Below are 19,917 nucleotides of genomic sequence, written 5' to 3'. Positions count from 1 at the left end.
TGGTTCGTCGGCACTCACCGATGATGTCCCGCCATCGCTGCTCAGCGCGGATAGACAGTGAACTTGGGCGCGGAACCACCTGTGGACGGCGGCACCCGATAGTGACGCAGGGTGAACTGCATCATGTCGCGGAACGCCGGGTTGGCGATCGCCGCTCCCCCACCGCGGGGCGAGTACACGAAGACCGCGATCACGTAGCGGGGGTTCTCGGCGGGGGCCATGCCGATGAAGGAGGACACCGTGTCGGGCTCTATCTTGCCGTTGACCAGCCGCGAACCGGTGCCGGTCTTGCCGGCGACCCGGTAGCCGGGGACCGCGGCGGTGACGCCGGTGGCGTGGTCGACGGTGGTGACCGCCTCCAGCATGGTGCGCAGGGCCACCGCGTTCTGCGGGCTGAGCACCGACCGGGTGACCGGGGCCGGCGCGGGGGTGCGCTTGCCGTCCGGGCTGATCACCTCCTTGATGAGGTGCGGCTGCACGTACGTGCCGTTGTTGGCGATGGCGGCGTACGCGGCGGCCATCTGCAACGGCGTGGCGTCGACGCTGTGCCCGATCGGCACCGACCCGTACGACGACTCGCTCCACTCGTCGGCTGGCAGCAGTCGCCCGCTGGCCTCCCCCGGCATCCCCTCGCCGGTGGGCTTGCCCAGCCCGAACCGCTTCTGGTAGTCGATCAACCGGTCCCGGCCGAGCTTCTCGGCGATCGTGATCGTGCCGACGTTCGACGAGTAGGCGAGCATCCCGGGGATGCTCATCCGTTTCCCGTTGGCCGGATGCGTGTCGGAGAACCAGGTGTCACCCATCTTGATGCTGTTCGCGATGGGCAGCGTGGTGTCCGGGGTGATCACCCCCTCCTGTAGCGCCGCGCCGTAGGTGATCGCCTTGTGCACCGAGCCGGGATCGACGACGAAGCTGGTGGCCGCGTCCTCCCGGGCGACCGGGTCGCTCGGCAGCGGCTTCGCCGCGCTGTAGGTGGGATTGCTGGCCTGGGCCAGGACCGCCCCGGAGGGAATCTCGATGATCACGGCCGCGGCGGTGCCGCCCTGCACCTTTTCCATGCCCGCGCTGAGGATCTGCTGCGTCCGGAACTGCAGGTCGCGATCGATGGTGAGGGCAAGCGAGCTGCCCGGCTTGGCGGGCGTGGTCAGGCTGTAGCCGCCCGGGATAGCCGCGTCGAGATCACGGCGGCCGGCCTCGTACCTCCGCTTGCCGTCCTGGCCCGCGAGCACGTCGTTGTAGCGGGCCTCCAGCCCTTCCAACCCGACCATGTCCTGGCTGGTGAAGCCGATCAGGTTGGCGGCCAGGTCACCTCCGGGCACCTCGCGTCGCTCGTCGCGGTGCACCCCGATGCCCGGCAGCTCCAGTGCCTGCACCTGCTTGGCGGTCGAGATCTCCACCCCCCGGGCCAGGTACACGAACCGGGAGTCGTTGCCGTTCTCCAGTTTGCGGGGCTTGAGCAGCTCGGTGAGCTTCGACGCCGGAATGGCCAGCAGCGGCGAGAGCGCCTTGGCGGTGCCGGCCTGGTCCTCGACCTCGGTGGGGTCGGCGGACACGTACCGGGCCTCGACGCTACGTGCCAGCGGGGCACCGGTGGTGTCGTAGATCGCGCCCCGCGGTGCGGGCAGTTCGACGGTGCGGGTGCGGTCGGCGACGCCGCCGTCGGCGTACGCCGGGGCGTCGACCGCCTGGAGGAAGATCAGCCGGATCCCGATGGTCACGAACAACGTCAGGGCGAGGGCGGTACCCAACCGCAGCCGCAGCCGCGAGTCGGCAAGCTTCGGCGGGCGCGGTGGCTTGCGGGACGGACGGCGGGCCGCCGGGCGGTCGCCGCGGCGTGGTGCGCGGGGTGTGGTCCGTCGGCGCGACGGCGGCTCGTCGAGGCCCGGCCCACCGGGAGTACGCGGCGCGACGGTGCGCACCACGCCTCCGCGACCGGCGGCCGGGGCGTCGCGCCGACCGGCCCGGGCGGCGGCCCGGCCACCGTCGAGCACCTGCAACGCCGGCCGGAACGGGTCGCCGGAACGGGTGCTGCGCGGGGTACGCCGTTGCTCGGCGCCCACCCCACGCGGCGGTGTGCCACGCTCGTCGCGGACGGTCCGGCCCCGTGGCGTGTACGCGCGGGCACCGGAGATGCCCCCGATGCCGGCCTCGCCGGTACGCGGCTCGGAGTCGGTGGGGTTGGCATCACGCGAAGAACCGCGCCGGGACCCCGTGGGGTCCCGGCGCGGCTCGTCCGACCTTCGTGGCACCGGTCAGCCTCCCGCACCCTGGCTGGTCACCGACGGCTCGCCGGTGGCCGGCTGCGGCACGCCGATGCTCTTGCCGTCCGGCAGCCGGATGTAGCCCGGCTCGCCGGCGTCCACCAGGCCCAACCGCCGCGCCTCGGCGGTCAGGTTGCCCGGCGCCTCGTACTCGGCGATCTGCTTGTCCAACTGCTGCTTCTCCAGGTCCAGTCGGGCCTGCTGCTGCTGCAACCGCTCAAACCGGATCGCGTTCTCATTGATCTTGGTGTTGACCGCCAGGATGCCGAGCACCCCACCGACCACCAGCACCACGATCAGCGCCGCGAACGGCGCACGGGGCACCGAGATCGGCGGCGGCGGCGCCACCCGCAGCCGTGGCCCGCGGGCGCTGGTGGCGCCGACGGCCTTCTCGACCGGCCGCAGCGCGGCGGCGCCCTGGGTCGGGAACTCGCGCGCCCCCCGGGCGCGAGTATCCCCCTGCCGGTTCACTCGATCGATGCGTGGCGTACCGTTTCCGAGGCGCGGAGCCCGCTCCGCCGCGGTCCGGCCCCCCGACCGCGGTGTGCGCTGCCCGCCGCCGGTGACGTCCCGGCGGCCGCGCTTGTCAATGTTCATATGTCCCTCCCCCTCAACGTCCGTCCGTCTGCCGTCCCGGTGCCCCTGACCCCCCACGGATCAGGCGGACCCCGGGCCCGGTTGGTGCATTCCCTTCACCCGTCGGCGAGACCGTTCGCGGTCGGTCCGCCCTTGCTCTGTCGCGTTCGGGTCGAGTCGCTCCGCGGCCCGCAGCCGCACCGAGGCGGCCCGCGGGTTCGCGGCGACCTCCGCCTCCCCGGGTAGCTCGGCGCCCCGGCTGAGCAGCCGGAACGTCGGACCCGACCCGGGCAGCTCGACCGGGAGGTCGATCGGGCCCTTACTGCGGACCCGATCCGCGAGCGCCGCCTTGGTGAGCCGGTCCTCCAACGAGTGGTAGGACAGGACCACCATGCGGCCGCCCACGGTCAGTGCGTCGAGCGCGGATGGCAACGCTGTCTCCAGCGCTGCCAGCTCTCTGTTTACCTCGATCCGTAAAGCCTGAAACGTTCTCTTTGCCGGGTGTCCGCCCGTTCGTCGCGCCGGTGCCGGGATCGAGTCCCGGACCAGCTCCGCCAGCCGCGCGGACGAGGTGATCCGGGCGCGTTCCCGCTCCCGGATGATCGCCGAGGCGATCCGGCCGGCGAACTTCTCCTCGCCGTACACCCGCAGCACCCGGGCCAGATCCGGATGGGCGTACGTGTTGACCACCTCTTCGGCGGTCACCCCGCGGGTCTGGTCCATCCGCATGTCCAGCGGCGCGTCCTGGGCGTACGCGAACCCGCGGTCGGGCGCGTCCAACTGCAACGACGACACACCCAGGTCGAACAGGATGCCGTCGATGCCCGGATAGCCCAGCCGGTCCAACACCTCGGGCAACTCGTCGTAGACGGCGTGTTCCAGATGCACCCGATCGGCGAACCGGGCCAGCCGGACCCGCGCGTGAGCCAGCGCCTCGGTGTCCCGGTCGAGCCCGATCAGGACCGTCTCCGGGTGCGCCTCGAGCACCGCCTCCGCGTGCCCGGCCAGGCCGAGCGTCGCATCGACGTGGACCGTCCGGCCGCCTCGACCCAGCGCGGGGGCCAGCAGCTCAAGACACCGCTCAAGCAGCACCGGCACGTGCGTGCCGCGCAACTCCCCCATGTTGACCCCCACTGGTTGAAACGTCCGTTCTCCTCGTGCGCCTGTCGTCGGACGGCGCTGCCGTCGTACCGCCAGATCCCCATCCGCTCCCGCCGGACACCGGACCGTCGCCCGATGACTGGATCGTGCGCCTGGCACCGGGGAAGGGGTGCCAGGAACTCGAAAGCGGCTGGAGATCTCGCAGTACGTCGGGGCGCCGTTCCGCCCTACAGACCGCCGGGCAGCACCCCCTCCGAGATGTCGGCGAAGTCGTCCTCGCTGTCGGCAAGGTAGGTCTCCCACGCGGCCTTGTCCCAGATCTCCACCCGGGTGCTCGCGCCGATCACCACCAGGTCGCGGTCCAGAGCGGCGTACGCCCGCAGGTGGGCCGGGATGGTTACCCGACCCTGCTTGTCCGGAACCTCGTCATGCGCGCTGGCGAAGAAGACCCGGCTGTAGGCCCGCGCCGCCTTGTGCGTCATCGGCTGTGCGCGCAACTGATCCGCGATCCGCTGGAACTCAGGGGTCGGGAAGACGTAGAGACAGCGCTCCTGCCCTTTGGTGACCACGACACCCCCCGCCAGCTCATCCCGAAACTTGGCCGGAAGGATCAACCGGCCCTTTTCGTCAAGGCGTGGAGTGTGGGTGCCGAGAAACACCGGCCCTACCCCCTTGCCCCTGAACGGCGTTCGCGGCGCCGCTGACCCCCCGGGCCGGTGAGCCCTCCCGGCCTCACCATTGGTCCCCACTCTACTCCACTTCCCTCCACCCGCAACCAGATTCGCCCGCGTGGCGTGTCCGATCCGGCGGCAAAACCGCACGTCACGAGGGGTGGAGCGGAGTGGAGGGCCGCGGTCGCCGGCCGGCGTGGTCCGCTTTCCGACATAGATCGACTCCGTCCGGTGGAGGCCCTTCCGGCCACCCGCGCCGCCGCCACGGCCGAACGGTTCACAGTCGGCGGCGATCTGGCGGGGCGGGCGGTCCGGTAACCTCGCTCGCGTGACGGACGCGAAAATGCCCCTACGGGCCAAGGTGGCCAGCTCCGTGTCACGGACCGCCGCGGCCCTCTCCCGGGCGGCCGGCCGTGGCGACGGTTCGGTGATCGGCGGGTGGATCGGCCTGAAGATCGACCCGGACCTGCTGGCCCACCTGTCGGCCGGGCGTGCGATCGCGCTCGTCTCCGGCACCAACGGCAAGACCACCACCACGCGGTTGACCTCCGCCGCGGTCGGTGTGCTCGGTCGGGTCGCCACCAACTCGTTCGGCGCCAACATGCCCAGCGGGCACACCTCGGCACTGGCCAAGGCCGGCAGCACCCCGTACGCGGTGCTGGAGGTGGACGAGCACTACCTCGCCCAGGTGCTGGAGGCGACCGAGCCGCACGTGGTCGCGCTGCTCAACCTCTCCCGCGACCAGCTCGACCGCGCCAAGGAGGTCGCCATGATGGCGCAGCTCTGGCGGGCGGCGCTGGTCCGGCACACGAACGTGCGGGTGGTGGCCAACGCCGACGACCCGCTCGTGGTCTGGGCGGCCACCCCTCCGGGCGACCCCGCCCGGGGCATCAACCCGCCGCACGTGACCTGGTTCAGTGCCGGCCAGCGCTGGCACGACGACTCCTGGGTCTGCCCGGAGTGTGGATCCACCATCCAGCGCTCCGGCGAGCAGTGGTGGTGCACCGGCTGTCCGCTACGCCGACCGGAGCCGAACTGGGTCGTCGAGGACGAAGGCGTGCTCGACCCCACCGGGGCCTGGCACAAGGTCTCCCTCCAACTGCCCGGCAAGGTCAACCTCGGCAACGCGGCGACCGCGCTGGCGGTGGCCGCCGAGTTCGGCGTCCGCCCGGTCGACGCGGTGTCCCGCCTCGGCATCGTCACCTCGGTGGCCGGCCGCTACGCGCAGGTCGACAAGGACGGACGCAACATCCGGCTGCTGCTGGCCAAGAATCCAGCCAGCTGGCTGGAGGCGTTCGACATGGCCGACGACGCCCCGACCCTGCTCGCCATCAACGCGCGCGACCCCGACGGCCTCGACACCTCCTGGCTCTACGACGTCGACTTCGCCCCACTCCGTGGCCGGCAGGTGTTGATCACCGGTGACCGGGCATACGACCTGGCGGTTCGGCTGGACGTCAACGACGTGCCGTTCCAGCACGTCCGCACGTTCGACGACGCGCTCCGGTCGGTCCCGCCCGGGCGGCTGGAGGTCATCGCGAACTACACCGCGTTCCAGGACATCCGAGCGGAGTTGGACCGTGTCATCTGAGAGTCTGCGCATCGTCTGGATCTACCCCGACCTGCTGTCCACGTACGGCGACCGGGGCAATGCCCTGATCCTCGCCCGCCGGGCCCGGCAGCGCGGCATGCCGGTCGAGGTGTTGGAGGTCCGCTCCGACGAACGGCTGCCCGCGACCGCCGACATCTACCTGGTCGGCGGCGGCGAGGACGGCCCGCAGGCGCTCGGCGCCCAGCGGCTGCTCGCCGACGGCGGCCTGCACCGGGCCGTCGCGCAGGGCTCGGTGGTGTTCGGTGTCTGTGCCGGCTACCAACTGCTCGGCACCTCGTTCTTCGCCAAGGGCGTGCAGTGCCGCGGGCTGGAGCTGCTCGACCTGCAGTCCGACCGGGGCGAGAGCCGGGCCGTGGGCGAGCTGGCCGGGGAGATCGACGCCCGGCTGGGCCTGCCGCCACTTACCGGTTTCGAGAACCACGGCGGCCGGACCCACCTCGGTCCGGAGGTCTCCCCGCTGGCCCGGGTCACCGCCGGGGTGGGCAACAACGGCACCACCGAGGGCGCGTGGCGCGGCAAGCTGCTGGGCACCTACTCGCACGGGCCGGCGCTGGCCCGCAACCCCGCCCTGGCCGACCTGCTGCTGCGCTGGGCCACCGGGGCACACCAGCTCCCGCCGTTGGACGACACCTGGTCGGACCGGCTCCGCAACGAGCGCCGCTCCGCAGTGGCCGCCGCCCGGGCATGATCCGTGCCGTCCGACGGCTGCTCCGGCAGCCGTCGGCCGCTCGGTTCGCCCTGCTCGTGCTGCTGATCGGCAGCTGCGGGCTGCTGCTGTTCCTGGTGCCCCGACCCGACCCGGAGCAGCTACCGCTGCTGGCCGACCGGCTGGGTGCCCTCGCCCCGGTGGCGGCCATCCTCGGTGGGGCGCTGCTGCTGGTGGCCCTGGTCCCCCGCACCTTCATCACGCTCGCCGCGGGCGCGATCTTCGGCCCGCTGGAGGGCGCCGCGTACGCCCTCGGCGCCGCGCTGGTGGCCGCGGCGATCGGGTTCACTGTCGGCCGACTGCTCGGCCGGAAGTTCGTCGCCGAACGGGTCCGTGGTCGCCTGGCCCGCCTCGACGGCTGGTTCGCCCGGCAGAGCGTGATCGGTGTGGTCACCGTCCGGCTGCTGCCGATCGCCGGCTTCGGGCTGGTCAGCTACGGCTACGGCACGACCGCCGCGCGGGTGCTGCCGTTCCTGGTGGGCAGCGTGATCGCCTCCGCGCCGACCGCGTTCGGTTACGCCGCGATCGGCGCGGCCGTCAGCTCACCCGGCCACATCAACTGGTACGCCGCCGCCCCGTCCAGCCTCGGCCTGATCGCCAGCCTCGTTCTCGTCCACAGGTGGTGGCGCGGCGAACGACGCCGCCGCCGGCTCCCGGCCTGACCAAGCCCCGCCCCGCCCCGCCCCGGTCGCGCCCGGTCGCGCCCGGTCGCGCCCGGTCGCGCCGATCATGGAGTCGTGGTGGGGACGAATCCCCTGGCCCGGGACAACTCGGGCACCACAACTCCATGATCGACCGGACAAGGGGGGCGGGGCGGGGCGGGGCGGGGCGGGGCGGGGCGGGGCGGACGGGGGTTAGGCGACTACGGAGACCATTCGGCCCTTGACCACGATGACCTTGCGGGGTTCCTTGCCGGCCAGGGTGGCGGCCACCGCGTCCAGGGCCGCCGCGCGGACGGTCTCCTCGGCGGCGTCGGCGGGCACCTCGATGCGGCCACGGACCTTTCCGTTCACCTGCACCGGGTACGTCACCGTGTCGGCCACCAGCAACGCCGGGTCGGCGGTCGGGAAGTCCGCGTACGTCAGCGACGTGTCGTGGCCCAGCTTGCGCCACAACTCCTCGGCCAGGTGCGGGGCGAACGGCGCCACCATCAGCACCAGCGGCTCGGCCACCTCACGCGGCGTGGCCGACAGGCCGGTCAGACCGTTTGTCAGCTGGATCAGCTTGGCGATCGCGGTGTTGAACCGGATGCCGTCCATGTCGCCGCGGACGCCGTCGATCACCTTGTGCAGCAGCCGGCGGGTCGCCTCGTCGGCCGGGTCCTCGGTGATCCGCAGCGCGCCGGTCTCCTCGTCGACGACGGCCCGCCAGACCCGCTGCAGGAACCGGTACGACCCCACCACCGCCCGCGTCTCCCAGGGGCGGGACACCTCCAGCGGCCCCATCGACATCTCGTACACCCGGAAGGTGTCAGCGCCGTACGCGGCGCACATGTCGTCGGGGGTCACCACGTTCTTCAGCGACTTGCCCATCTTGCCGTACTCGCGGTTGACCACCAGGTCTTCCAGGTAGTACGCGCCGTCGCGCTCGACCACGTCCTCGGCCTGCACGTAGCTGCCGCGCGAGTCGGTGTACGCGTACGCCTGGATCATGCCCTGGTTGAACAGCTTGCGGAACGGCTCGAACGACGACACGTGGCCCAGGTCGAACAGCACCTTGTGCCAGAAGCGCGCGTACAGCAGGTGCAGCACGGCGTGCTCGGCCCCGCCGACGTACAGGTCGGTGCCGCCGCAGTCGCCGTCGGCGCGCGGGCCCATCCAGTAGCGCTCGTTCTCGGCGTCGACGAACCGCTCGCTGTTGGTCGGGTCCAGGTAGCGCATCTCGTACCAGCAGGAACCGGCCCACTGCGGCATCACGTTGGTCTCGCGGGTGTAGCGCTTCGGCCCGTCGCCCAGGTCCAGTTCGACCTCGACCCAGTCCCGTCGCCGCGACAGCGGCGTCTCCGGGTTGCTGTCGGCGTCGTCGGCGGCGAACGTCTTCGGGGAGAAGTCGTCCACCTCGGGCAGCTCGACCGGCAGCATCTCCTCCGGCAGGGCGATGGCCGCGCCAGCCTCGTCGTAGACGATGGGAAACGGCTCGCCCCAGTAACGCTGCCGGGAGAACAGCCAGTCGCGCAGCCGGTAGGTGACCGCGCCGGTGCCGTGCCCGTTGGCCTCCAGCCAGGCGATGATCGCCGCCTTGGCGTCGGCGACCCCCAGGCCGTTCAGGTCCAGGCCGCGCTCGGGCGCGGCGCTGTTGATCGCCGGACCGTCCCCGGTGTACGCCTTGCCGGCGAAGCCCTCCGACGGCTGCACGGTACGCACGATGGGCAGCTCGAAGACCTCGGCGAACGCCCAGTCCCGCTCGTCCTGGGCGGGGACCGCCATGATCGCGCCGGTGCCGTAGCCGGCCAGCACGTAGTCGGCGATGAAGATCGGGATCTGCCCGCCGGTGACCGGGTTGGTGGCGTACGCGCCGATGAAGACGCCGGTCTTCTCCTTGGCGTCGGCCTGCCGTTCGACGTCGGTCTTGGCGGCGGCGGCCTTACGGTACGCCTCGACGGCCTCCCGGGGGCCGGCGTGCCCGCCGGTCCAGGCGTCCCTCGTCCCGTCCGGCCAGGCGGTCGGCGCCAGCGCGTCGACCAGTTCGTGCTCGGGGGCCAGCACCATGTAGGTCGCGCCGAAGACGGTGTCCGGACGGGTGGTGAACACCCGGATCGGCTCGCCAGCGGTGGCGAAGTCGATGTGCGCCCCGGTGGATCGGCCGATCCAGTTGCGCTGCATCAGCTTGATCGCCTCGGGCCAGTCCAGGCTGTCCAGGTCGTCCAGCAGCCGGTCGCCGTACGCGGTGATCCGCATCATCCACTGCTTCAGGTTGCGCTTGAAGACCGGGAAGTTGCCCCGCTCGGAGCGGCCGTCGGCGGTGACCTCCTCGTTGGCCAGCACGGTGCCCAGCCCTGGGCACCAGTTCACCGGGGCCTGCGAGACGTACGCCAGCCGGTGGTCGTCGACGACCTGACGGCGCTCGGCGACGCTCAGCTCGGCCCAGGCCCGGCCGTCCGGGGTGGGTCGGTTACCGCCCTCGAACTCGGCGATCAGCTCGGCGATCGGGCGGGCCCGGCCGGCGTCCCGGTCGTACCAGGAGTTGAAGATCTGCAGGAAGATCCACTGGGTCCAGCGGTAGAAGTCGGTGTCGATGGTGGCCACCGAGCGGCGCTCGTCGTGCGCCAGGCCCAGCCGGCGCAGCTGCGCCTTGTACCGCTCGATGTTCGCCACAGTGGTGGTGCGGGGATGGGTGCCGGTCTGCACCGCGTACTGCTCGGCGGGCAGGCCGAAGGCGTCGAAGCCCATCGCGTGCAGCACGTTGCGCCCGGCCATCCGCTGGTAGCGGGCGTAGCAGTCGGTGCCGATGTACCCCAGCGGGTGGCCGACGTGCAGGCCGGCGCCGGACGGGTACGGGAACATGTCCAGCACGTACAGCTTCTCCGCGCCGGCGCGGGGGTGGGTCGGGTCGGCCAGCGGGCCGGTCGGGTTCGGTGCGTGGAAGGTGCCCTCGCGCGCCCAGGTGTCCTGCCAACGGATCTCGATCTCGTCGGCCAGGGCCGCGGTGTACCGGAACGGGGGAATGTCGCCCGCCGGTGCGGCTGCCTCACTCATCGTCTCTCCTCGCTTCGCTTCGCTTCGTCTCGGCATCGCCGGGCCGGGCCGGCGGCGGGCACAAAAATGCCCCTCGCACAGGAGGGGCCGCCGTGCTGTCGCGCGTTCAGCGCATCAGCACGGCCCGGTAAGAAGCAGGAAGACTCCGGCCATGTCCCGCAGTGTACCTCGCCGCCGGTTCGGCCTGCTGTCCACCGGGGTGCGTCGGGCCGGGTCCCCCGAGGCGGCGAATTCGGGGCGTAACCGACGGACTACCTGCGGGGGTCGGCGATAACGACAAACATGGTTAGCCTGAGAGGCTAGTGAGAATCCTGCGGCAAACGAGGCTCGGCGTCGCGAACCCAACGGCGGGTCCAGGTGCTCTCTAAAGAGCTGCCGTGACGGCGACGAGGAGGAGGCCCGTGACACAACAGACCTGGGACGAGGTGGGCGGTCTATTGCCGCACGACGAGTTCCGCGCCGCCAGCGAGGCCATCGTGGCCAACATCGAGCAGGTCATCGAGGGTAAGACCGCCACCGTGCGGCTCGCCCTGGCCGTGTTGCTCGCCGAGGGTCACCTCCTTATCGAAGATGTTCCAGGCGTCGGCAAGACCAAGCTGGCCAAGGCCCTCGCGCGGTCCATCGACTGCACGGTACGACGGATCCAGTTCACTCCGGACCTGCTGCCCAGCGACGTCACCGGGGTCAGCGTCTACAACCAGGAGACGCACGACTTCGAGTTCCGCCCGGGTGCCGTCTTCGCCAACCTGGTGGTCGGCGACGAGATCAACCGGGCCTCGCCGAAGACCCAGTCGGCGCTGTTGGAGTGCATGGAGGAGCGGCAGGTCACCGTCGACGGTGTGACGTACCAGCTCCAGACCCCGTTCATGGTCATCGCCACCCAGAACCCGATCGAGATGGAGGGGACCTACCCGCTGCCCGAGGCGCAGCGCGACCGGTTCACCGCCCGCATCGCGATGGGTTACCCGGACTCGAACGCCGAGCTGGCCATGCTCGACGGCCACGGTGCCACCGATCCGCTGAACGAGCTGCGCGCGGTCTCCGACGCGGCGATCGTCCGGCAGCTCATCGCCACCGTCCGGCAGGTGCACGTCGCGGACGCCGTCAAGCAGTACGCGATCGACCTGGTCACCGCCACCCGCGAGGCCCCCGACCTGCGGCTCGGCGCCTCCCCCCGAGCCACCCTGCAGCTGCTGCGCACCGCCCGGGCGGTCGCCGCCCTGGAGGGCCGCGACTACGTCCTCCCCGACGACCTGCAGGCCCTGGCGGTGCCGGTGCTCGCCCACCGGATCATCCCGACCGCCGACGCGCAGCTCGCTCGGCGCACCACCGACGCGATCGTCTCCGAGCTGGTGCACCGCCTGCCGCTGCCGCACGACCGGCAGCGCAACCCGTACGACACCCGGCCCGCTACCGGCAACGGCCGCGTGCCCTACGAGCCGCGGAGGCCATGACGTGCGTGCCGGGCTGCGCGGGCTGACCACCCGCGGGCGCTCCTTCCTCGCCGCCGCCGTCGCGGCGGCGATCTCGTCCGGCATCCTCGGCGAGCGGGATCTGCTCCGGGTGGCGGTGCTGCTGGCCATTCTGCCGTTGCTGGCCGCGGCGTACGTCGGGCGCAGCCGGTACAAACTGGCCTGCAACCGGTCCCTGGACCCGCACCGGGTGCCGGTCGGCGCCAACTCCCGGGTGGTGCTGCGGCTCCAGAACCTCTCCCGGCTGCCAACCGGCACCCTCCTGTTGGAGGACCGGTTGCCCTACGCGCTGGGCAGCCGGCCTCGGGTGGTGCTGGAGCGGCTCGGCGCGCACCAGGCGACTTCCGTGGCGTACACAGTGCGGGCCGATGTGCGGGGCCGATACGACGTGGGCCCGCTCGTGGTCCGGATAACCGACCCGTTCGGCCTCTGCGAGCTCACCCGGTCCTTCCCCAGCACCGACCACCTGACGGTCATCCCGCAGGTCGCCCCCCTGCCGTCGGTCCGGCTCCCCGGGGAGTACGCGGGCAGCGGCGACAGCCGGGCCCGGTCGGTGGCGGTGCACGGCGAGGACGACGCGGCGACCCGGGAGTACCGGCGCGGTGACGACCTGCGCCGGGTGCACTGGAAGTCCACGGCGCGCACCGGCGAGCTGATGGTGCGCCGCGAGGAACAGCCGTGGGAGAGCCGGGCCACCGTCGTCCTGGACACCCGGGCGTACGGCCACCGCGGCGAGGGGCCGACGGCGAGTTTCGAGTGGGCCGTCTCCGCCGCCGCGAGCGTCGCCGTTCACCTCCGCCAGGCCGGCTACAAGCTGCGCCTGGTCACCGGCTCGGGCGCCGATGTGGACGCCTCGGAGGCCGGTGGTGACGGGGTGCTGCTCGACCACCTCGCGGAGGTGCGCCTGGATCAGCGGGCCGAGGTGACAGGGCTCGTGCAGCGGGTCCGCCAGCGCGCCGACGGCGGGTTGATCATCGGGCTGTTCGGCACGGTGAGCGTGGCCGAGGCCGAGCTGTTGGCCGGGCTGCGGGGCAACGGCGCCACCTGCATCGGCTTCCTGCTGAACAGCTCCACCTGGCTCAGCCTGCCGGAAAAGGCCCGGGCGGAGGCGGAGCACGCGCACGCAGCCGCCGTCCTCGCGATGGTGCAGAGCGGTTGGCGCGTCGTCGGCGTCGACCACGGTGCCCGACTGCCGACGCTGTGGCCGCAGGCCGGCCGGGGCTCGCAGGGTTTCGCCCTGCGTGCCGCGCTGGCGGAGACGGTCGCCGGCGGCGTGCGATGAACGGAAGGGTCCCCTCATGAACGCCAGTCGGAACATCGGCCTGGTGGCGGCGGCGGCCACGCTGCTGGCCGCCGCGCCGCTGTCGGCCATCTTCCAGAGCTGGACATGGCTGTTCGAGTCGATCGTCGCGGTCGCCGTGGTGGCCGGTGCGGCGGCGTTGACCAGGCTCGTCCGGGCACCGCTGTGGGGTCAGGTGCTGGGCATGCTCGCCGGTCTGCTCCTCGCCCTGACCTGGTTGTTCCCCAGCAACCAGGAACTGCTCGCCATCCTGCCCACGCCGAGCACCTTCGCGCACTTCGGCGCCCTGCTCAACGGCTCCATGCAGGACATGCGCTCCTACGGCGTCGAGGTCCCGGACACCGACCCGCTGTTGTTCATCGCCGTGCTCGGCATCGGCGCGGTAGCCGTACTTGTGGATTTCCTGGCGGTGGGGCTGCGCCGGCCCGCGCTGGCGGGGCTGCCGATGCTCGCCATCTACTCGGTGCCGGTCGCCGTCTACGTGGACAGCGTCCCCGCGACGCCGTTCGTGGTGGGCGCCGCCGGCTACCTCTGGCTGCTGGTCACCGACAACGTCGACCGGGTACGCAGGTTCGGGCGTCGGTTCACCGGCGACGGCCGCGACGTTGACGTGTGGGAGGCCTCGCCGCTGGCGTCGGCCGGCCGTCGGCTCGCGGTGGTCGGCGTGGTGCTGGCGGTGGCGCTGCCGTTGGCGGTGCCGGGCATGCGGGGCGGGCTGCTCGACTCGCTCAGTCGGGGTCCGGGCAACGGCACCGGCAACGGCTCCGGTTCGGGCGGCACGTCCGGTCGGATCGACCTGTTCGCCTCGCTCGCCGGGCAGCTCAACCAGTCCCAGGTGGCCGACCTGGTCAAGGTCACCACATCGGAGCCCGACCCGTTCTACCTGCGCTACGCGGTCGCCGACGAGTTGCGTCCGACCGGTTTCCAGGCCCGCAACCCGAGCGGCCAGCCGGCGAACCGGGACCTGCCCGACCCGGCCGAGCGGGCCCGCCCGGGCGTGCAGCAGACCACCTACCGGGCCACCGTCGAGGTCACCAAGAGCCTGAGCATGTCGCTCATGCCGGTGTACGCCGAGCCGGTGAACACCGACGACCTCAGCGGCAACTGGCTCTACGACTCCAACCAGCAGGTCATCTTCTCCAACCGGGAAAACTCCCGGGGCCGCAAGTACTCCTTCGACTATGTCCGCTCGACGTACACCCCGGCGACGCTGCGGAGCACCCAACCGCTGCCGACCGAGCACCCGGTCCGCCGGCAGATGACCGCCACCCCCGGGTCGGTGCCCGAGGTGGAGGAGTTGGTCAAGGGACTGACCCAGGACAAGCGCACCGACTACGACCGGGTGTTGGCGATCTACCGGCACTTCTCTGCGGACAACGGGTTCCGGTACCGGCTGAGCACCGAGAGCGGCAGCAGCGGGCAGGACATCGTCAACTTCCTCACCAACAAGGTCGGCTACTGCCAGCAGTACGCCGCCGCGATGGCCTGGCTGGTCCGTTCGGCGGGCATCCCGGCCCGGGTGGCGTTCGGGTTCACCAACGGCAGCAAGCGCGACGGCAACACGTTCACGCTCACCAACCTCAACCTGCACGCCTGGACCGAGGTCTTCTTCAACGGGGTCGGCTGGGTGCCGTTCGACGCCACCCCGACGTACGGGGTGCCGGGATCCACCCGCTCGGCCTGGGCGCCGGACACTGACGCGCCGGAACCGTCCACCCCGGGCAGCGGCGTCGCGGACACTCCCACGGGCCCCGAGGCGTCGGCCGGTCCGGCCGGGCCCGACAACGCCGACCGGGACGTCGACGACGGGCTGTCCCTGGACGGCACCAGGCCTGCCGAACAGCCACCGGTCTGGCCGTGGTGGACGGCCGGCCTACTGGCCCTGCTCGCCCTGCTCGCCATTCCCGCGCTGCGCCGGATGGCGCTGCGCCGCCGACGGGGTGGCCAACCGGCGAGCGCCGCGGTGACCGCCGCTGCCGGCGGTGGCGAGCCGGGGGCGCGGGTGGTGGTGGTCGGCGTGGACGCCGACCGGGCCCGCGCGGACGCGCACGCGGCCTGGGCGGAGTTGCTCGACACGATGGTGGACTTCCGGGTCCCGGTCGACCTGACCGAGACGCCCCGGGCGACCGCGGACCGGCTGGTCCGCGACACTCTCGGCGACGACACGGCCGCGACCGGGTCGGCGTTGCTGCTCGGCCAGGCAGAGGAGCGGGCCCGTTACGCCCGGGACCCGCTCACCGGTGAGCGGTTGCTGCCGGCGCTACGTGCGGTCCGTGGGGCGCTCGCCGCCCGGGCGGACCGACGTACCCGCCTGGTCGCCGCCGTGTTGCCGCCGTCGGTGCTGCTGCGGTGGCGGACCACCATGGCGGACACGTCCGGCCGGATGGTGGCGCTGACCGGGCGAGCCCGGTATCGGCTGCTGCGCTGGAACCCTCGACGGCTGTTGGCGGACCGAGGGGCCCGCTGACCTGGTCAGCTGACCGACGCCCGTTGGGAGGGCCGGGGTGGCGGTGCACCAACCGCCGCCCCGCCCGCCAGCGGGCAGCACCGGGTCAGCACCCCGGCAGCGCCGGACACGCGGATACGGCACTGGGCACGCGGATCGGCACTGGGCACGCGGATACGACGAAGGTCGCCGGGAGTGCGTGCCCGGCGACCCGCTCATCGCGGCGTTCGGCCCGCCTCAGCGGCGGGGCCGCCTCAGCGGTGCCCCTCCGGGCGCTGCCGCCACCTGTCCTCCATGCGGTCCAGCAGCGACGACCGGCGACCGGACCGACCACCGCGGGAACGACGACGACTTGTCGTGCCGCCCACCACGTGCAGGTCGGGTGACTGCGCTCGCCGGTGGGACTGGACCGCGTACGCGGCCGAGGCCAGCATGACGACGAAGCCCGCCACCGCCAGCGGTGGAGTCTTGATCACCGCCCCGTAGACCAGTAGAGCCAGGCCAGCGATGATGACGCCGGCGGCGACGAGCAGGCGACGCCGCGCATGGAAGCGCGGATCGCTGGCGCGCACGGCCGAGGCGAATTTGGGGTCCTCGGCAAGCGACCGCTCGATCTGCTCGAACAGCCGCTGCTCGTGCTCCGAGAGCGGCACGGCACTCCTCCCCGGTCACGTTGGTCGGGCCCACTCGGGCCGACAGACCGTGGCAGCCATCCGACTGCTTACCCGCAAGTCTACGAGGGGGGTCGCGCGTCGGAAAGCGGGACGACCTACGGGTGCTGTGGATTTTCCTTTCGTTGAGCGTCACGGTCGCCCATCAGACTGGCCGGACCTATGACGGACCGCCCGAATCGGGCAGCGGCGGCGTCGGCGGCAGCTTCCGCCTCCCGCCAACCGCGCTCGGGCGCGCCGAGGGTGAGCTGCCGTGGCGCGCCCTGCGCCGGGGCGAGCCCCTCCACCCGGACACCGACGAGTCGAATCCGCTCGCCCGGGTCCAGTGCGGTGTAGAGCGCCCAGGCGGTGTCGAACATCTCGCGGGCGGTGTCGGTAGGCACATCCAGGGTGCGGGAACGGCTGACGGTCCGGAAATCGGCCAGCCGGACCTTCAGGGCGACGGTGCGCCCGACCTGCCCGGAGCCGCGCAACCGGACGCCGACCTTGGCGCTGAGCGCGAGCAACGCGCGGCGGATCTCCATCGGGTCGGCCACGTCGACGTCGAAGGTCACCTCGGCGCCGATCGACTTGTCGACGTGTTCGGGGCTGACCCGGCGCGGGTCCCGTCCCCAGGCCAGCTCGTGCAGGTGGGCGGCGGACGCCGCGCCGACCGCCTTGCGGAGCAGGCCCAGGGGGGCTTCGGCGAGGTCGCCGACGGTGGCCAGGCCGAGCCGGCGCAGCGATTCGGCGGCCCGCTCCCCCACCCCCCAGAGCGCGTCCACCGGCAGCGGGTGCAGGAAGTCGAGCACCTGCCCCGAGGGCACCACCAGCAGGCCGTCCGGCTTGGCCCGGGTGGAACCCAGCTTGGCCACGAACTTGCTCGGCGCCACCCCTACCGAACAGGTGAGCGCCTGCTCGTCGGCGACCCGCTGGCGGATCAGCCGCGCGATGGCGGCCGGGGAGCCGAAGAGTCGGCGGGCGCCGCGCACGTCGAGGAACGCCTCGTCGAGGGAGAGCGGCTCGACCAGCGGGGTGACGTCCCGGAAGATCTGCATCACCGCCCGGGAGGCGGCCGTGTAGGCGCTGAACTCCGGTGGCAGATAGACAGCGTGCGGGCAGCGCGCCCGAGCCTGGCTGGTCGGCATCGCGCTGCGTACGCCGTAACGGCGGGCCTCGTAGCTGGCCGAGCTGACCACGCCGCGCGGCCCCACCCCGCCGACGATGACCGGCCGGCCCCGCAGCTCGGGGCGGCGGCGCACCTCGACGGCGGCGAAGAAGGCGTCCATGTCGACGTGCAGGATCGGGCTGCCGGAGTCGTCGGCATCCGGCCCGAAGCGCGGATCACCGCCCCGGGGCAACGACTGACTGCGGCCCATCCCGGCAGGTTAACCCGGAGGTACGACACCACCAGCCGCCACCGGGCCAGAACGCACGCCGGTCAGCCGCGTACGACAAGCAGCGGCACGGTCAGCTCGGCCGCGGTGTCCGACCCGTGGTACGCGACAAGCTTCGACGCCATCGGCCGCTCGGTCCGGCTGGCCATTACCGCGTAGGTGTCGTTGCAGGTCACCACCACGTCACCGATCCGGCCCAGGTGCTCCTCGGGCACCGGACCGAACCAGCCGGTGGCCACCACCTCGTCGCGGGTGCGTACCCGCGCGGCGGCGCCGAGCACTGTCGACCAGGCCGCCACCACGTCGTCGAGCGCACCCGGTGCGACGTGCAGGTACCGCACCCGGGCCTCCCCGGCGACCACCCGGATCCCGGCGCGCAGGCGGGGGTCGGCGTCCAGGTCGAAACGGTGTGCGGCGGGAATGTCGAGTTGGCCGTGGTCGGCGGTCACCAGCAGCGCCGCGTCCGGCGGGAGACCGTCGACAAGGCGGGCGACGAGCGCGTCCACCTCGGTGGCGGCGATCCGCCAGGGTTCCGAGTCGACACCGTAGACGTGGCCGTACCGGTCCAGGTCGGCGTGGTAACCGGAGACCAGGGTCGGTCCGGCGCCGGTGGCCAGCGCGGCCAGCATGGCGGCTGCCACCGCGTCCCCGCCGGCGGCGCCCCGGAAGTCGCCGCCCCGGTTGGCGGCCAGCGTCAACCCGCTGCCGCCGAACTCCGGCCTACTCACCACTGTCGTCGTCACGCCGGCGGCTCGGGCACGCTCCAACTGGGTGGTCACCGGCTGCCAGGTCAGCGGGGACGGATCCCCGGCCCAGTCGGTGTGGGTGAGCACCCGGTCCGTGCCGGGCACCCGCACGGTGAAGCCGAGCACCCCGTGCGCGCCGGGCGGCACGCCGGTGCCCAGCGACACCAGACTGGTCGGGGTGGTGGACGGGAAACCGGCGATGAGCGGACGGCCCACCGTCGCGGCGAGCCCGGCGAGCGTCGGCGCGTGCGGGGCGGCGGTCGGCAGTTGGTACCAGCCGAGCCCGTCGACAAGCAGCACGGCGATCCGGCGTACCCCGGCGAGCCTGGGGGCCAGCCCGAGCGGGTCGGCCGAGCCGGGCACGCCCAGCACGGCGAGGGCGCTGGGCAGCACCTCGGCGAGCCGGCCGCCGCCGTGGTCCGGCCCGAGCACCGCCAGCGGCGTCGGCGGGCCATCCGGCGCGGTGATCATGCCGGGCGGCGGGCGAACAGGTGCAGTTGGGCGGCCAGATCCCGGTACGGCGGTTGGGCGGCCAGGACGCGTTCCAGCGCCACCAGCGCGGCCTGCTGCCCGTCGGCGACCGCGGCCGGCAGCAGGTCCGCCAGGACGCGTACCCCGTGGATCTCCTCGACGACCAGCCCGGCGGCGGCGAGCAGCGCGGCGGCGGCGGGGGCGTCGTAGCGTCGGCGCAGCGTGTCGCGTGCCCCGGCGGTGCCGGCCGGATCGGCGGCCAGTGCGGTCGCCACGTCCAGGTGCCCGTTCATCGCCCGGCCCAGCACGGCGGCGGCCCGGCCGGCCACCAGGACGCTTGCCGCGCCGCCGGGGCGCAACGCGGTGGCCAGCGCGGACACCACAGGCGTCGGGTCGTCGACCACCTCCAGCACGGCGTGGCAGAGCACCAGGTCGACGCCGGCCGGCTCGACCAGCCCGGCGAGGGCGTCACCGTCGCCCTGCACGGCGGCGATCCGGTCGGCCACCCCGGCCTCGGCGGCCCGGCGGGTGAGCGCCGCGAGGGCGTCGGGGCTGGCGTCGACCACTGTGACGCGGTGCCCGGCTCGGGCCAGCGGGACGGCGAAACCGCCGGTGCCGCCGCCCACGTCGAGCACTGTCAGTTCGGCGTCGCCGCGCCGCTCCAACTCGGCGCGGAGCACCGACCAGATCACTGCGGTACGGGGGGTCAGCGGCGGCCCGGCGAACCGGCCTGGGGTCTGCTCCACCCGGACGAGCCTAGTCACCCGCTCCGCTGAGGGTGCGGGCGTGTGGCGGGCGGGCCGGCCCACCACA

14 protein-coding genes and 1 pseudogene are annotated in these 19,917 nt (G+C 72.7%); 6 read left to right on the top strand and 9 right to left on the bottom strand.

The annotated features are described in order from the left end of the window. Window positions 1-41: 41 nt before the first annotated feature. From AB0B86_RS18405 to mraZ, 4 genes and pseudogenes are all read right to left on the bottom strand, one after another. Window positions 42-2,249, bottom strand: coding sequence for a penicillin-binding protein 2 (locus AB0B86_RS18405; RefSeq protein WP_357408455.1), 2,208 nt, complete (start codon window positions 2,247-2,249; stop codon window positions 42-44). 3 nt (window positions 2,250-2,252) lie between these two features. Next, the gene (locus AB0B86_RS18400) at window positions 2,253-2,858 is read right to left on the bottom strand and encodes a hypothetical protein (RefSeq protein WP_357408577.1); all 606 of its coding nucleotides are present in this window, start codon (window positions 2,856-2,858) and stop codon (window positions 2,253-2,255) included. Then, window positions 2,853-3,959 (bottom strand): annotated as a pseudogene (rsmH, locus tag AB0B86_RS18395) (16S rRNA (cytosine(1402)-N(4))-methyltransferase RsmH); the annotation flags it as partial. The pseudogene rsmH and the gene AB0B86_RS18400, both read right to left, overlap by 6 nt. A 206-nt stretch (window positions 3,960-4,165) precedes the next feature. Continuing rightward, window positions 4,166-4,597 carry a division/cell wall cluster transcriptional repressor MraZ gene (gene mraZ, locus AB0B86_RS18390; protein ID WP_357408453.1) on the bottom strand — a complete coding sequence of 144 codons (432 nt, stop codon included), beginning with the start codon at window positions 4,595-4,597 and terminating at the stop codon, window positions 4,166-4,168. 355 nt (window positions 4,598-4,952) lie between these two features. On the opposite strand from mraZ, the gene AB0B86_RS18385 reads away from it, so the two are divergent. The 3 genes from AB0B86_RS18385 to AB0B86_RS18375 are packed head-to-tail and all read left to right on the top strand — an operon-like array spanning window position 4,953 to window position 7,589. Next, window positions 4,953-6,200 (top strand): MurT ligase domain-containing protein, encoded by a 1,248-nt coding sequence (locus AB0B86_RS18385; RefSeq protein WP_357408575.1) that lies wholly within the window; start codon window positions 4,953-4,955, stop codon window positions 6,198-6,200. Beyond that, window positions 6,190-6,909 (top strand): glutamine amidotransferase, encoded by a 720-nt coding sequence (locus AB0B86_RS18380; RefSeq protein WP_357408451.1) that lies wholly within the window; start codon window positions 6,190-6,192, stop codon window positions 6,907-6,909. The genes AB0B86_RS18385 and AB0B86_RS18380 overlap by 11 nt, the downstream gene beginning before the upstream one ends. Continuing rightward, window positions 6,906-7,589: a VTT domain-containing protein gene (locus tag AB0B86_RS18375; RefSeq protein ID WP_357418709.1), complete on the top strand. Its 684-nt coding sequence runs from the start codon at window positions 6,906-6,908 to the stop codon at window positions 7,587-7,589. The genes AB0B86_RS18380 and AB0B86_RS18375 overlap by 4 nt, the downstream gene beginning before the upstream one ends. A gap of 192 nt (window positions 7,590-7,781) precedes the next feature. Here the strand turns inward: AB0B86_RS18375 and leuS are convergent, their stop codons facing one another. Next, window positions 7,782-10,622: a leucine--tRNA ligase gene (gene leuS / locus AB0B86_RS18370; RefSeq protein ID WP_357408447.1), complete on the bottom strand. Its 2,841-nt coding sequence runs from the start codon at window positions 10,620-10,622 to the stop codon at window positions 7,782-7,784. A 401-nt stretch (window positions 10,623-11,023) separates the two neighbouring features. On the opposite strand from leuS, the gene AB0B86_RS18365 reads away from it, so the two are divergent. The 3 genes from AB0B86_RS18365 to AB0B86_RS18355 are packed head-to-tail and all read left to right on the top strand — an operon-like array spanning window position 11,024 to window position 15,861. Then, on the top strand, window positions 11,024-12,076 hold the full coding sequence (locus tag AB0B86_RS18365) for a MoxR family ATPase (RefSeq protein ID WP_357418707.1): 1,053 nt from the start codon (window positions 11,024-11,026) through the stop codon (window positions 12,074-12,076). A gap of 1 nt (window position 12,077) precedes the next feature. Then, window positions 12,078-13,376, top strand: coding sequence for a DUF58 domain-containing protein (locus AB0B86_RS18360; RefSeq protein ID WP_357408443.1), 1,299 nt, complete (start codon window positions 12,078-12,080; stop codon window positions 13,374-13,376). A gap of 16 nt (window positions 13,377-13,392) precedes the next feature. Beyond that, window positions 13,393-15,861 (top strand): DUF3488 and transglutaminase-like domain-containing protein, encoded by a 2,469-nt coding sequence (locus AB0B86_RS18355; RefSeq protein ID WP_357418704.1) that lies wholly within the window; start codon window positions 13,393-13,395, stop codon window positions 15,859-15,861. A 233-nt stretch (window positions 15,862-16,094) separates the two neighbouring features. Here AB0B86_RS18355 and AB0B86_RS18350 read toward each other — a convergent pair whose 3' ends face one another. The 4 genes from AB0B86_RS18350 to AB0B86_RS18335 form a co-directional block, all read right to left on the bottom strand. After that, complete coding sequence (locus AB0B86_RS18350; protein ID WP_357408439.1) at window positions 16,095-16,493, bottom strand: DUF3040 domain-containing protein; 399 nt, start codon at window positions 16,491-16,493, stop codon at window positions 16,095-16,097. A 116-nt stretch (window positions 16,494-16,609) separates the two neighbouring features. Next, the gene (locus AB0B86_RS18345; protein WP_357408437.1) at window positions 16,610-17,869 is read right to left on the bottom strand and encodes a DNA polymerase IV; all 1,260 of its coding nucleotides are present in this window, start codon (window positions 17,867-17,869) and stop codon (window positions 16,610-16,612) included. 62 nt (window positions 17,870-17,931) lie between these two features. Then, a complete protein-coding gene (locus tag AB0B86_RS18340) occupies window positions 17,932-19,104 on the bottom strand; it encodes a nucleotide pyrophosphatase/phosphodiesterase family protein (RefSeq protein WP_357408435.1) in 1,173 nt (390 codons plus the stop codon). Further along, window positions 19,101-19,868, bottom strand: a complete 768-nt coding sequence (locus AB0B86_RS18335; RefSeq protein ID WP_357418702.1) for a methyltransferase domain-containing protein — start codon at window positions 19,866-19,868, stop codon at window positions 19,101-19,103. Before AB0B86_RS18335 ends, AB0B86_RS18340 begins: the two co-directional genes overlap by 4 nt. Window positions 19,869-19,917: the final 49 nt, after the last annotated feature.

This window comes from Micromonospora sp. NPDC049047, from assembly GCF_040649135.1.
Classification (GTDB): Bacteria; Actinomycetota; Actinomycetes; order Mycobacteriales; family Micromonosporaceae; genus Micromonospora.
Note: the sequence above shows the minus strand (reverse complement) of the source record. Positions and strands in the feature narration are given on the sequence as shown.